The 14,410-nt window shown below is 64.0% G+C and carries 8 protein-coding genes; 6 read left to right on the top strand and 2 right to left on the bottom strand.

Annotated elements, in window-relative coordinates; genetic code table 11:
* Positions 1–123 precede the first annotated feature (123 nt).
* From fdh to fdhD, 4 genes are read left to right on the top strand one after another with little or no spacing between them, the layout of a single operon-like run.
* A complete protein-coding gene (gene fdh / locus GNK13_RS21975; RefSeq protein ID WP_315852961.1) occupies positions 124–3,546 on the top strand; it encodes a formate dehydrogenase in 3,423 nt (1,140 codons plus the stop codon).
* Positions 3,543–4,388, top strand: coding sequence for a 4Fe-4S dicluster domain-containing protein (locus GNK13_RS02725; RefSeq protein ID WP_164100903.1), 846 nt, complete (start codon positions 3,543–3,545; stop codon positions 4,386–4,388). Before fdh ends, GNK13_RS02725 begins: the two co-directional genes overlap by 4 nt.
* A 4-nt stretch (positions 4,389–4,392) precedes the next feature.
* Positions 4,393–5,511 (top strand): NrfD/PsrC family molybdoenzyme membrane anchor subunit, encoded by a 1,119-nt coding sequence (gene nrfD, locus GNK13_RS02730; RefSeq protein ID WP_164100904.1) that lies wholly within the window; start codon positions 4,393–4,395, stop codon positions 5,509–5,511.
* Complete coding sequence (gene fdhD / locus GNK13_RS02735) at positions 5,508–6,392, top strand: formate dehydrogenase accessory sulfurtransferase FdhD (RefSeq protein WP_164100905.1); 885 nt, start codon at positions 5,508–5,510, stop codon at positions 6,390–6,392. Before nrfD ends, fdhD begins: the two co-directional genes overlap by 4 nt.
* Before the next feature lie 83 nt (positions 6,393–6,475).
* Here fdhD and GNK13_RS21390 read toward each other — a convergent pair whose 3' ends face one another.
* A complete protein-coding gene (locus GNK13_RS21390; RefSeq protein ID WP_203328891.1) occupies positions 6,476–6,979 on the bottom strand; it encodes a hypothetical protein in 504 nt (167 codons plus the stop codon).
* A 79-nt stretch (positions 6,980–7,058) separates the two neighbouring features.
* Between GNK13_RS21390 and GNK13_RS02745 the strand changes: the two genes are divergently transcribed.
* Positions 7,059–7,268, top strand: coding sequence for a hypothetical protein (locus GNK13_RS02745; RefSeq protein ID WP_164100906.1), 210 nt, complete (start codon positions 7,059–7,061; stop codon positions 7,266–7,268).
* Between the two features lie 36 nt (positions 7,269–7,304).
* On the opposite strand, the gene GNK13_RS02750 is transcribed toward GNK13_RS02745, so the two are convergent.
* Positions 7,305–8,783 (bottom strand): phytoene desaturase family protein, encoded by a 1,479-nt coding sequence (locus GNK13_RS02750; RefSeq protein WP_235934733.1) that lies wholly within the window; start codon positions 8,781–8,783, stop codon positions 7,305–7,307.
* Between the two features lie 358 nt (positions 8,784–9,141).
* Between GNK13_RS02750 and GNK13_RS02755 the strand changes: the two genes are divergently transcribed.
* Positions 9,142–14,109 carry a PVC-type heme-binding CxxCH protein gene (locus GNK13_RS02755; RefSeq protein WP_164100908.1) on the top strand — a complete coding sequence of 1,656 codons (4,968 nt, stop codon included), beginning with the start codon at positions 9,142–9,144 and terminating at the stop codon, positions 14,107–14,109.
* The last annotated feature ends 301 nt before the right edge of the window (positions 14,110–14,410 follow it).

Below are 14,410 nucleotides of genomic sequence, written 5' to 3' on the forward strand. Positions count from 1 at the left end.
GCGCTCGGCGGCTGATGCAATACCCGAGAAGGGCGCGGGGCGTCCGAGCGTCCTCTCCCGCAGACCGGCCCGGGGTTTGCACGCGCCCTCGGCGGACCCGTCCCGACTCAGGAGCTCCGACCGATGTCCGCTTCCAAACCTTCGGCCAAAACTTCCACACGCCAACCGCAGCCGTTTAGCCCCCAATCGCTCGCCAAGGGCTCCCGGCTCCAAGGAGCCTCGCTGACCCACAGCGTCTGTCCCTATTGTGCCGTCGGATGTGGGCTGAATATCTACAGCAAGCGGGGCGAAGTGATCGACGTCGAGGGCAATCCGGAAAGCCCGATCAACGAAGGGACGCTCTGTCCCAAAGGGGCCAACGTCTTCCAATTGGTCCACAATCCCCACCGCGTGAAAACGGTGATGTACCGCGCTCCCTACTCGGACCACTGGGAGACGAAGTCGCTCGACTGGGCGCTCGACCGGATCGCCGAACGCATCAAATCCGCCCGTGAGAAAGGTTTTGCAGCGGAAGATGCCGACGGCAATCGGCTGAACGCGGTCCGCAATATCGGCACGCTCGGCGGTGCGGTGCTGGACAACGAAGAGAATTATCTCATCAAAAAGTTGTTCGGTGCCGGATTGGGAGTCGTCTCGATCGAGAATCAAGCGCGGATTTGACACTCCGCCTCAGTGCCCGGTCTGGGTGCTTCGTTCGGCCGCGGCGCGGCCACCAATTACCAGCAAGATCTGGCCAACAGTGATTGCATCCTGATCATGGGCTCGAACATGGCTGAAGCCCATCCGGTCGGGTTTCGCTTTCCGCTGCAGGCCAAGGAGAAAGGTGCCAAGCTGGTCCACGTCGATCCCCGTTTCTCCCGCACTTCGGCCCTCTGCGATCTGCACGTGCCGATCCGCGCCGGAACCGATATCGCTTTCCTGGGCGGTGTGATCAACTATGTTTTGACTGAGGAAAAGTGGTTCAAGGAGTACGTCCTCGACTACACCAACGCGGCCACGATCATCGAGGAAGGTTTTCTCGACACCGAGGATCTCGATGGCTTGTTCAGCGGGTTTCAGCCCGATCGGGCGCAGTACTCCCCCTCCGAAGGACACTGGGGATACGAAGAACGCGGCAGCCATCAACAGGATCGGGATCAGGGCCAAAGTCGGGACGAAGCTCGCGTTTCGGAGCAAGGTCCAGGTCAGGAGGCGGAGCCTTCCGCGTCACCGAGCGACGAATCGCATGTGCAGGCCAGTGAGATCGACACCTCGCACGTTCGCGAGGTGAGCGAGAAGCTCGATAGCCGGGGCGTCCATGGCCCCGGGCTGATGGGGGGCGCCAGCACGCACGAAACCGAACGGGGTTCGGCCGTGGAAGCTCCGGCTGGCGAGCCGTTGCAAGATCGGACCCTCAAGCATCCCCGCTGCGTGATGCAAATCCTCCGCAGGCATTTTAGCCGCTACACCCCGGCAATGGTGTCGGAGGTGTGCGGTTGCAGCGAAGCGGATTTCCTGCGGGTGGCAGAATGGTTGTGCGAAAATTCGGGACGCGAAAAAACGTCCGCAATCGTCTATGCGGTCGGCTGGACGCAGCACACGACGGGCGTCCAAAACATTCGCGCCGCTTCGATCCTGCAATTGCTGCTCGGGAACATCGGACGTCCGGGAGGCGGGATCATGGCGATGCGAGGACATACCAGCATTCAAGGCTCCACGGACATTCCGACATTATATGATTTGCTGCCCGGCTACTTGCCGCAGCCCATCGTCGGTGAAGACCGGGGAGGTCTTGACGATTACGTCCGCTTCGAAGGCCTACCCACTGGGTACTGGACGCATACCAAAAAATTCATGGTCAGCTTGCTCAAAGCTTATTATGGAGATGCGGCCCAGCCTGAGAACGATTTTCACTACGACTGGCTGCCCCACCTGGACGGTGATTATTCGCAGTTGCCATTCTTTGATCGAATGGCGCGGGGCGAAGTCGATGGGTACATTCTGTTCGGCCAGAATCCTGCCGGTGGGGGGCCCAATGCGGGACTGCATCGCGCGGGACTGCGGAATCTCGATTGGCTCGTCGTTCACGATTGGTTTGAGATCGAAAGCGCCGTTTTTTGGAAAGATGATCCCACCGGTCCACCGCCCTCGGAGATCAAGACCGAAGTCTTCTTTATGCCGGCGGCTAGCATTCCGGAGAAAGAAGGCACGTTTACCAATACCCAGCGACTGCTGCAGTGGCACGACAAGAGTGTCGATCCGCCGGGCGATTGTCGCAGCGACGCGTGGTATGTGTACCAGCTGGGCAAGCGACTCAAGAAACTGTACGAAGGCTCGGCCGATCCGAAGGACCAGCCGCTGCTGAATCTGACGTGGGACTACGATCAAGAATGGCCGCACCCATTGCCCGATGGCCAGCCGAGCCGTATCGAGGGCGAGCCAGATATTGCGAGGATTCTGCAGGAGATTAACGGCCGGAATCTGGCGGAGGTCGATCCCGCCACGGGGCAGCCCAAGTTGGTCGGCGGTTTTGAAGAACTGCGAGAAGATGGCAGCACTGCGTGCGGGTGTTGGATCTATTCGGGTTGCTACCCGGAACCGAATCTCAATCGGCCTCGCCAGCGGGTGCGAACCGCCAATCCGCTGCAGCCGGAGTGGGGCTTTGCGTGGCCGAACAACCGCCGCGTGATGTACAACCGCGCCTCGGCCGACCCGGCCGGCCGACCCTGGTCGGAGCGAAAGAAGCTGATCTCCTGGGACGAGGACCAGCAGCGGTGGGTGGGGTTGGACGTGCCCGACTTCGAACCCGATAAGCCGCCCGAGTACCGGCCGTCGCTCGATTGCACAGGGATGGATGCGATCGCCGGCAACCAGCCCTTCATCATGAAACCCGATGGCCGCGGTTGGCTCTATGCCCCAGGAAAGCCGAAGGATGGGCCGCTGCCGGTGCATTATGAACCGGTGGAGTCTCCGGTCGAGAATGCACTCTATCCTCACCAAACGATCGACCCCACCACGCGATTCTTCGAAGGCCCGCTGAACTCGCTCGCCCACACGCCGACCCGTGAGTTTCCAATCGTCGCCTGCACCTTCCGCGTGACCGAGCATTATTTGAGCGGCCCGATGAGCCGCTTCAACAGTTGGCTGAACGAACTGATGCCGGCAATGTTCGTCGAGCTAAGTCCCGAACTGGCTGGCGAGAAAGGCATCGTCCATGGCGAGTGGGCGACGATCATCTCGGCTCGCGGAGAAATCGAAGCGCGGGCGCTGGTCACACGGCGTATCCGACCGCTGAATTTGAAGGGCCGCATCCTGCACCAGATTGGATTGCCCTTCCACTGGGGATTTGCCGGCGAGAGCGTCGGAGGAATCGCGAATGATCTGACGTCGCTGGTGGCCGACCCGAACGTCAGCATGCATGAGGCTAAAGTCTTTGCCTGCCAAATCCGCAGCGGTCGCTCGCGTTATCCCGCGGGGCAGCCGACCAAGAACTACACGCCCTGGCCGCAGCGCAACCCCACGCCCGATACGCCGCCTGCTTCGCAACCGGAGGGACATCTGCGATGAATCCCCTCACGCCACCACTCGATGTGCTGCTGAACGCTTTTCCGCCACGGTACACGCCGGTCCCCGACCCCGAGGACGAACCGACGGCGCGGATGGGGTTTTTTACCGATACCACGCTGTGCATTGGCTGCAAAGCTTGTGAGGTGGCCTGTAAACAGTGGAACCAGTTGCCGTCGGACGGTTTGGATTTTACCGGCAATAGTTATGACAACACTGGCCATCTTTCTCAAAGCACTTGGCGGCACGTCGCGTTCAAGGAACGGCACAGTGAGGATGGAACGAGTCGATGGTTGATGATGAGCGACGTGTGCAAACACTGCGAAGAAGCTCCCTGTTTGCAAGCCTGTCCGACGGGTTCGCTGATCTACAACGAGTTCGGCGATGTGTATTTGCAAAATGACATCTGCAATGGTTGTGGATACTGCGTCGTCGCCTGTCCCTTCGGCGTGCTCGGTCGCAGCGACGAAGATGGGCATGCTCATAAATGCACGATGTGTTACGACCGTCAGAGCGATGGTATGGAACCGGCCTGCGCTAAAGTCTGTCCCACGAACTCGATCCAGTTCGGACCGGTCGAGGAACTCCGCGAGCAAGCGAAAAAACGCGTCGAACAATTGCAGGAGCGAGGCAGGGAGTCTGCCTATTTGTATGGTGCGGACGCGTTCGAGGAATACAGCTCGCTGAATGCGTTTTTCTTATTGGAGGATCACCCGAACCACTACAACCTTCCGGAGCAACCCAAGCATCCATTCAAGGGACAGGGGGTTCGATACGCCGTGGGCATTGCTGCCGGCGTGGCGTTGTCGGCCGTCTCCGCCCTGTTCCTCGCACGAGAGGATTGAAGCCATGAAGCGTCCAGGATTGATCGAGACGGGTCGCAACTCCCGAGCGATAGGGCGTCGTGACGACCGCTCGCCCCAGGGTGAGGATCGGGACGCGGAGGAGGCTGGGTACTACGATTTGTCGATGCTCAAGCCGCCGGTTTGGAAGTGGGAGATCGCCTCCTACTTTTTTTTGGGCGGTTTGTCGGCCGGTGCGTATTTACTGTCGCGTTTGGCGGCACGCTTCGGGGGACGGTCGATGGAAGGCGTTCGCAGCGTGGGAACGGCCGTGGCGGCGATCGCCGCGTTGCCCTGCGCCCCGCTGCTGATCAAAGACCTTGGACATATGAGCCGCTTTCATCATATGCTGCGGGTCGTGAAGCCGGAGTCGCCGATGAGCGTGGGGACGTGGGCGCTAACCGTTTACTCGGCAGCCGTGGCCCTCTCGGCCGTGCAGGAATGGCTCGGCAGCGAGTCGCTCGATGGGGCGGCAAAACGCCGGATTGCCGCGGCACTCGAGCGGGGCCGTCCGATCATGGTGACCGCGCTGGACGGCGCGGGCATTCCCGCGGCTCTGGTCATGATCAGCTACACCGGAGTGCTCGTCAGCTGCACTGCGATTCCTGCCTGGTCGCGGCAGGCGTGGCTGTCACCGTTGTTCGTCGCCAGCGGGATGAGCACTGCAGCCGCCTCGATCCAGCTCGGATTGGCCGCCACGCGGGAGGGAGAAGAGCCGACAGCGGCGGAGGCGGCGCTGGAGAAGATCGAGTCGGTCGCACGTTTGGCCGAAGCGGTTTCGCTCGGCGGTTACCTCCGATCGGCCGGTCCGCTGGCTCGTCCGCTGACACATGGCAAGCTGGCCCACCACACGTTGCTCGCCGCCGCCGCACTGGCGATACCCGAAGCGATCCACCATCTGCTGCCGGGCAAGCCGAGTCGCTGGAAGACCTATCTCGCCGCTGGCATCACGTTGGCTGGCGGGATGTCGCTGCGGTGGGCGGTGGTCCACGCCGGTCGTGAGTCGGCGAACGATCCGCACGCCGCCCGCCAGGCGAGCGGGCCGAGTCATCCTGAACAGGGTCGCCTTTCGCTCCGCGAAAGCAGCGCAGATCGGCTACTTTCGCGGAGCGAAAGGCGACTATGACAGTCCCACCCCTGCCGCCGGGAGCGCGGGAGTTGCCGGTCCATCGCGTGCGGGCTGGGTTGTGGACGGCGGAGCAGGACGCGCTGGCGATCGAGGAGCCGCTTGAGACGCGGCTGATCTACCACCGCCGCGGTCGGCGGCGGCGAAAGACCATCGCTGTGACGATGCGGACACCGGGGCACGACGTGGAGTTGGCGGTCGGATTCCTGTTCGCCGAAGGGATCCTCAACAGCCGCAGCGATCTGCGAGTCGCAGCGCACTTTGGGCCGGTCAAGGAGGAGGGAATTCGCAACATCGTGCAGGTGGAGCTCCGTCCCGATGCGTCAGTCGATCTCGAGCGACTGAAGCGAAACTTCTACACCTCGTCGAGCTGTGGGGTGTGTGGCAAAGCCTCGATCGAGTCGCTGCGGGTCAGCGGGTGCGCGCGGCTGAGTGCCGAGGATCCGCGAGTGGATCCCGCTTTGATCGCGAGCCTGCCAGCAAAACTTCGCGAGGCGCAGGCGGTTTTTGCGTCGACCGGGGGGCTGCACGCCGCGGCGCTGTTCGATGCGTCGGGCACGCTCCGGTGGCTGCGTGAAGACGTTGGTCGCCACAACGCGCTCGACAAGCTCGTCGGTCGCCAGTGGCTCGATGGTCGACTTCCGTCGAGCGATTCGCTGCTGGTCCTCAGCGGCCGGGCGAGCTTTGAGCTAATGCAAAAGGCAGCGCGGGCAGGCATCCCGATCGTCATCGCCATCGGCGCCCCCTCGACTCTGGCCGTCGAACTCGCCCGGGAGCACGGGATCACGCTGATCGGCTTCGCCAGAGAAAACCGCTTCAACATCTACAGCGGCGAACGGCGAGTTAGGGCACCGCGGGATCGCAAGATCGGTGAAATATAGTCGCCTTTCGCTCCGCGAAAGTAGCGCTGCAGCACAACTTTCGCGGAGCGAAAGGCGACTATGCGGCGGGCCGCACTTCGCGATTAGGGTTCGACATCCGCAGGAGCGAGCCAGGCACCGGCTGCGGCAAGCATTGTTTCGACGCCGGTTCGCAGGGTCGGGTGGAGGACTGGTGCGAACTGCGGCGAATGGTTCGACGGGATCGCGTCCATGTCGGCCCGCAGCAGCACGGTGGCGCCTTCGCCGTTGCGCAAGACACCGCCGACACCCGTGCCGCCGACCTTCTCGGTGACCTCGTAGCCGTGCTCGTTCAGCCATTTGGCAGCGATACCGGCGGTCCGGTGTTCCTGCATCGCAAGCTCGGGATTGGCATGAATGTCCTTGTAGATGCGTTCGAGTTCCGCCAGCAGAGCATCCGACGGAGCAGGCAGAGTCGGGCGTCGGGCCGCTGCATCGCGACTCGCTGCCTCCGGGCTGGCCGGCTGATTTTCCTGGGCCGACAATGGGGGAGTGCCGGTGCTCGCCGCAAGCAGGAGCAGGAATCCCGACGCGAGGCGGCGAACGGCGTTAAACTTCGTGAACTGCATGGCTAGGTTCCTTGGGAGCCGGAGGTTGCCGGTGGGGCTAGCGGAGCAAGGGGGGGACCCAAGGACGCATCGGAGAGTTGTGTCGAGACGGCGATATGTTCGCCGTCACACGCTGGCTTGGATCGGTACGGCCGTCGTCGCCAGTCTCTTATTGGCCGCGTTTCTCATGCGATCTTGGACGCTGGTCTGGATCGCGTTGCCGCTCGGGGTGGTATATCTGTTGTTGCTGACGATGCCCGTATTCCTGGGGGTGGTGACGGGCGACGATGACGACGGCAACAAGTCCTGAGTCTGGTAAGCTGATGCGTCGGCATCGAGGACCTCGCTAATCGTGGAGCACCGCTCGGAGGGCCGCTTGCGCGGCGTGGTAGCCCGACATTCCGTGGACGCCGGGGCCGGGAGGCGTGGAGGCCGAACAGAGGAACAGGCGAGGGTTCGGAGTCGCGTAGGGCGTGGGGCCGAAGGTGGGACGAGCAAGAATCTGGCGAAGGTCCATCACTCCGCCGGTGATGTCCCCACCGATGTAGTTCGCGTTGTAATTCTCAAAGTCAGCTGGCGCCATCACATGGCGGGCCAAAATCCGATCGCGAAAGCCCGGAGCAAAGCGTTCCATCTGAGCTTCGATCGCTTCGGTCATGTCGACCCGCGAACCGTGCGGGACATGGCAGTAACCCCACCCGGTATGTTTTCCGGCCGGGGCGCGGGATGGATCCAAAACGCTTTGCTGGGCGACCAGCAGGAACGGGCGCTCGGCCGGTTGGTCCGACCAGGCGGCTGCCTCCGCTTGGGCGACTGCGTCGAACTCACCTCCGACGTGGACCGTGCCGGCGCGGCGGCAAGCCTCGGCCGTCCACGGGATCGGTCCCTCCAACGCCCAGTCGATCTTGAAAACTCCCGGACCGTGCCGAAAACGCTCCAGCTTCTGACGGTAGCTTGCCGGCAAGGCGTCGCCGGCGATCCGGGCGAGTTGCCGCGGCGAGAGGTCAAAGAGCACCGCCCGGTTCGGAGGAAGTTCCGCCAGCGAAGCGACGCGATTGCCCGTGACGACTTCGCCACCGAGTTGCCGCAGGTAGCTCTGGAGCGCCTCGGAGATTCGCCCCGACCCGCCTCGCGGCAATGGCCAGCCGCCGTGGTGGGCGGTCAGCGAAAACATCAGTCCCACCGCGGCCGTGAACCGCTGGTCCAGCGGCAATACGGCGTGTGCCGCCATTCCAGCGAACATCCCCTGCACTTTCGGTTCGGCAAACCATCGCTTCGCCAATCGCTCGGCCGACTGCATTCCGCGGAGCCCGAACCGAGCGAGCGCCAGCGGATGGCGTGGGAGTTGGACCGGCGTGAGTACTTGCGAGAGGATCCCATCGGCGGCAGCGAGCAGCGGTTTGAGCAAGCGACGATACGACTCGCCGTCGGAACCGAAGCCGGCGGCGGTTTCTTCGAGCGAGCGATACACCGCCGCGGCTGAGCCGTCGGGCAGCGGATGCGCCAGCGGCACCTCGGGCTGGATCCACTCGAGTCCATGCTGTTCGAGCGGCAGCGAGCGAAAAAACGGCGATGCCACTCCGAGCGGATGAATTGCCGAGCAGATATCGTGGACGAACCCAGGCAGCGTCAGTTCGGCCGAACGGGTCCCGCCGCCGATCGCGTCCGACGCTTCAATCACCATGACCGAACGCCCCGCTTGGGCCAGCGTCACCGCCGCGGCCAAGCCGTTGGGCCCGGAACCGACGACGACCGCATCGTAGCGGCGGGAGGGTGCAGGCGGGCCGGGGATGGGGCGGTCGTTTGTGGAGTGCGGTGAGGCCACGGGGGTTCCCGGATGCGAGGCGGAGGTGTCGAGCGGCATCGTGGAAGCGGAAGCCGACGGGGCACCCTTTCTACTGGATTCGCGCTTCCGCGTCGGTCATGCTCTCCCAAAGGGGGCGTCCTCTTAATCGTGCTCGTGCTGACAAATTCGTACTCGTACTCAGCGAAGCGGTACTCGTACTCGTACTCGAAATCGGCCGCAACATTCCCGTGAAGGTTGGCCCGCCCGAATTCGAGTACCGCTGCGCTGAGTACGAGTACGAGTACGAGTAGGAGTAGGAGTACGAGTAGGAAATGAGGCGCGAGTCGAGAGAACGCCGCGGGAAACCTCGTTCGGGACACTACCGGAGACCAGGGTTATGCAGTCGATTGGGCGGTCGTACGCAAACTGGATTCGCGGGGCACTGCTGCTCGCTGGACTGTCTGGATTCACCGCAGCCTCGATGCCGCTCGCAGCATCGGCCGCCGACGGCAATCGGCTGACGTATCTCGACGAGTTTTGCAATCCGTACTACGCCCACCGCGAGTTCCCCAAGCTGACGACGCCGCAGTGGGTCGGCGAGGAGAACGTGGACGCGGTCGTGACGCTCGGCATCGACGACATGCGGGAGGTCGAGAAGTACGAAGCGTTCCTCCGCCCGCTGCTCGAGCGGCTCCAAGCGATCGACGGTCGCGCTCCGGTGAGCATCATGACCTGCCAGGTCGACCCCGCGCATCCGCACCTTCAGACGTGGCTGGCCGAGGGGCTGTCGATCGAGACGCACACGGCCGATCATCCCTGCCCCTGCTTGACCGGCAGCGACTTCGACCGCGCGAAAGCGACCTACGACAGCTGCGTCGATCAAATCGCCTCAATCCCGGGCAACGATCCGGTCGCCTTTCGCTTTCCCTGCTGCGACTCGAAGAACACGCCCAGCCCGCGGGCGTTTGCCGAGATCCTGAACCAGACGACGCCGAACGGAAATTTCTTGCAGTTGAGCACGTCGGTGGCTGCGATTCTGACGGCCGACGATCCCGAGTTGCCGCGGCAGCTGGTGTTCGACGAAGACGGGCGGCCGCGGTTCTCCAAGTACGTGCCGTTTCCCTCGTTCGTCAACAAAGTCGAGAACTATCCCTACCCGTTCGTGATCGGTCGCAAGATTTGGGAGTTCCCGATCTCGGTGCCGGACGATTGGCAGGGCCAGCATTTGAACCAGCCGAACAACCCCAAGACGCTCGCCGACTTGCAAGCGGTCATCGACGCCACCGTGATCAAGCAAGGAGTCGCCAATATCGTCTTTCACCCGCACAACTGGATCCGCAGCGATCAGATGGCGGGGCTGGTCGACCACGTCCACAGGACCCATGGCGAGCGCGTCCAGTTTCTCACGTTTGCGGAATGCATGGCGCGGATCAACGAGCACTTACTGGCTGGCCACCCGCTGCGCACGGCCGAAGGAGCGGACAACGGTGTGCGGCTGTTGGACCTCAATGGCGACGGGTTTCTGGATGTCGTGCTCGGCAACGACCGAGCCCAGCTGACGCGGCTTTGGTCGCCTGAGGAGAGCCGCTGGATCGAGTCGAGTTTTCCGGTGCGGATCGTGCATTCGATCGAAGGGAGCCCCGAGCGCGGCACTGGCAAGGAGACCGCGGATGCCGGCGTGCGCTTCGGTGTGCTCGGCGACGGCCAAGTCTGTTTGATCGTCCGCAGCGCGGCTGAAGCGGGCGGTTGGCGGTTCGAGGGGCAGCGCTGGGTTGAGGACCCGACGCTGCTCGAAGGACTGGAGATCGAGGGGCGACCGCTGTGGACCAGTCGCCAAGGCCGCGATACTGGAGTTCGGCTCCGCGATCTGGATGGCGATGGAAGCTGTGAGCTGATCATCGCCAATCCCGAGGAGCAGGTGGTTTTCGCACGCGACGCCACCGCGAACCGCTGGAACCGGCTGCCCATGACGCTCCCATCGGACGCGGGAATCGTTGATGCCGAAGGCCGCGATGCGGGGCTGCGGTTTGTCGATATCGATGAGGATGGCCACGACGATGTGGTCTTTTCGGACGAGCGCCGCTACGGGTTGTATTTGTTCGAATCGCTCGAAGCGGGCTGGTCGACAAAAATCCTCGACGCCCGTCGCGGCGAGGCCGAAGGGCTGCCGCCGATCACCCGCGAGGGGACCAACAACGGCGTGTGGTTCGCCGACCGCCATCTCTGGTGCCAAAACGAAGACACGGCCAATCTGCCCGATGGGGTCGACCGGCGAAGCTTCAACGACTTGCTCGGCGAGCGAGCCGCGCGACCCAAATCGCCTGCGGCGGCGGTTCGCGGGATCGAGGTCCCCGAAGGTTTTGAAGTGGAATTGGTGGCGGCCGAGCCGCTGGTGATGGACCCGGTCGATTTCGACTGGGGCCCCGATGGGCGGATGTGGGTTGTGGAGATGGCCGATTACCCGATGGGGATCGACGGCCAAGGAACGCCCGGAGGACGCGTGCGGTGGCTGCGGGACACCGATGGCGACGGCGTCTACGACGAGTCGACGTTGTTCGCCGACGGGCTCAGCACGCCCACCGGGATCATGGTCTGGCGCGAAGGCATCTTGGTGACCGCCGCCCCCGACGTGCTCTACTTGGAAGACACCGATGGCGATGGTCGGGCCGACCGCCACGAAGTCGTCCTGACCGGGTTTGGGGAAGGGAACGAGCAGCACCGCGTCAACGGCCTGCGGTGGGGGCTGGACAACTGGGTCTATCTGGCCAACGGAGACAGTGGCGGGAAGATCACGGCGGTCAAGAGCGGCGAGACGATCGACATCGCAGGGCGGGACTTGCGGATGCGACCCGACGAGGGAAGGCTCGATGCGCAGTCGGGACGGACCCAGTTCGGCCGCAACCGAGACGACTGGGGGAACTGGTTTGGCTGCAACAACCCCAACCCGATTTTCCACTATCCGCTGGCCGATCACTATCTTCGCCGCAATCCGCACGTCGCCGCTCCCCGCCCGCAGCGCGATATTCGCGAGGGGGACGCGATGGTCTATCCGATCGCCCGCGTGATCAGCCACTGCGACACCCAGTACCGGCCGATCGGCGCCCCGACGACCTTCACCGCCGCAAGCGGAACGATCGTCTACCGCGACTCGCTGTTCGGCTCCCAATTCGGCGGCCCGACGTTCGGGAGTTCGACGTTCGGCGGCCCGACGTTGGGGAGTCTGGAAGCGGGCGGATCGGGACTGGCGGCGACCACTTTCACCAGTGAACCGGTCTACAACCTAGTCCACCGTCGCGCGCTCCATCCGCAGGGCGTCAGCTTCCTCAGCCGCCGCATCGACGACGAGGCGGATCGCGAATTCTTTCGCTCCAACGATCCGTGGAGCCGGCCAACGGGGCTGCACGTCGGTCCCGATGGTGGCTTGTACATCGCCGACATGTACCGCCAAGTGATCGAGCATCCGGAGTGGATCGACGACGAATTGGAAGTCCAGCTCGACGTCCGCGCCGGCCACGATCGCGGGCGGATTTATCGCGTCGTGCCGGTCGGCGTGGCGCGGCGGAAGATGCCTCGGCTAGACCAGATGAGCGTGAGCGAATTGGTCGCCGCGCTCGAGTCGCCCAGTGGTTGGCAGCGGGATTTGATCCAGCGGATGTTGATTTGGCGCGGAGATTCGTCGGCAGTCGCTCCGCTCTCGCAGCTGGTGACCCGAGGCGAACTGGCGGTGGCCCGGCTGCACGCGCTGTGCACCCTCGATGGCCTCGATGCGGTTCACCCACAACTGCTCGTCGCCGCCCTCTCGGATCCTCACCCCGGCGTGCGGCGGCACGCGGTGCGACTCGCGGAACCGTTTCTGCGAGCCGCGGCGGGGCCGACTGAGCCGCTCGAGCAGAAGCTGGCTGAGGCGATCGATGACCCCGATCCGCAAGTCCGCATGCAGCTCGCCTACACGCTCGGCGAGTGGCCCTCGGGACGGGGAGCCGAGCTGCTCGGACGGCTGGCTCGCAACGGCCAGGGCGCTGAGACCGAGACGGATGAAGCGACCGAGCCGTACTTTGCTGCGGCGGTCGCGAGCAGCATCCGTCCCGAGACCGCGGCCACGGTGCTTGCAGCGGCCCTGGCTGAGCCCTTGGATTCGCAGCGACCGCCGGTGTCCCCGGTCATGGCGAGGCAGTTAGTCGTGGTTGCCGCGGCGATTGGGGATCCGGCCGCGCGGCGGCTGGCTCTCGAATCGCTCGCCGCCGAGGCTGAGCACGCCCGCCAGCTGCAGAATGCCACTCAGCCGCAGAGTGCCCGTCAGTCGCAGAGTGCCCGTCAGTCGCAGAGTGCCCGTCAGCCGCAGGATGCTCGCCAGCAGTGGGACTCGCTGGCAGCGATGCTCGACGCCCTCCGCCGCCGCGGCGAACCGCTCGACGCGTTGCTCGACCGGGCGATGCGCGAGCGGGCCGAGCGGATCATCGGCCAAGCCCGCGTGGTCGCCGCCGACGAGGCCGCCGAGACTCCGTTGCGCGTGGCTGCGGTGGAACTGCTGGGGCGGAATCCGTGGCGGAGCGAGTCGGACATCGACCTGCTGCAAACGTTGCTCGACCCACGCAACGCTGCGGGGCTGCAAGACGCAGTGGTCACCGCACTCTCACGCTCGAGCGATCTGCTAGCCGCCGACGCGCTGCTGGCCGGTTGGAGTGGACATACGCCAGCGATCCGCGCGCGGATCCTCGACGTCTTGCTCAGCCGTCACCGCTGGACCGAGCGGCTGTTCGAGCATCTCGATCAGGGAAGCGTGCTGGCGGCGCACCTCAACGCGGCCCATCGCCAGCGGCTCCTGGAGCATGAACAGGAGTCGATTCGGGCGCGGGCGAAACGTCTGCTCGCCGGCAGCACCGATCCGCAGCGAGCGGAGGTTGTCGAGCAGTATCGCGAGGTGCTGGCAATGGCTGGAGACGCGACGCGGGGAAAGTTTTTGTTCGCCGAGCGGTGTGCGGTGTGTCACAAGCTGGAGGAGGTCGGCCATAGCGTCGGACCCGATTTGGCCGCCGTCACCAATCGCTCCCCGGAAGCGATGCTGGTCGCCATTCTCGATCCGAATCGGGCGGTTGAAGACAAGTTCCTCACCTACCAGGCGCTGACGGTCGATGGCCGCGTGCTGACCGGAATGCTGCTCGCGGAAACCGCCACCAGCATCACCTTGGTCGGGCAGGAGGGGAAGCAGCAGGTGTTGCTGCGGAGCGAGATCGAAACGCTTCGCGGGAGCGGCAAGTCGCTGATGCCCGAGGGAATGGAGAAAGATTTTTCACCGCAGCAGCTGAGCGACTTGCTGCATTATTTAAGCGGACGGATCACGGCGGTCGCGGCTCCCCCCGAATGAGTTTGAGCTGAGGCCGCAGGATGGCTATAATGGCGGGTGGCTGCGTGTGTTGCGAATGCCGTGCGTTGGGAGTGCAACGCCACGCTGCCCGACTGCGTTCCGACGCTGCATCAGCGATGTCGCTCCGATGTGCGTCCGTGGGCTCAGCCGCCTGCCCTACATGCCCTGCCCGAGAATTGGCTGCCCTGCCCGAGAATTAGCCGACCCTCGCCGCACTTCGGTAGCACTGGAGTTTGTGCGTCGTGGGTAGCGGCGGCTCCCAGCCGCTGTGGCTGCCTCACCTTTGATCATTCGCTTTCGC

The organism is Candidatus Laterigemmans baculatus, from assembly GCF_010367455.1.
GTDB lineage: Bacteria > Planctomycetota > Planctomycetia > Pirellulales > Pirellulaceae > Laterigemmans > Laterigemmans baculatus.

Coding starts and splice junctions, on each gene's coding strand:
- GNK13_RS02725 (WP_164100903.1), top strand. CDS start 3,543: ATGAATCCCCTCACGCCACCACTCGATGTGCTGCTGAACGCTTTTCCG.
- nrfD (WP_164100904.1), top strand. CDS start 4,393: ATGAAGCGTCCAGGATTGATCGAGACGGGTCGCAACTCCCGAGCGATA.
- fdhD (WP_164100905.1), top strand. CDS start 5,508: ATGACAGTCCCACCCCTGCCGCCGGGAGCGCGGGAGTTGCCGGTCCAT.
- GNK13_RS21390 (WP_203328891.1), bottom strand. CDS start 6,979: ATGCAGTTCACGAAGTTTAACGCCGTTCGCCGCCTCGCGTCGGGATTC.
- GNK13_RS02755 (WP_164100908.1), top strand. CDS start 9,142: ATGCAGTCGATTGGGCGGTCGTACGCAAACTGGATTCGCGGGGCACTG.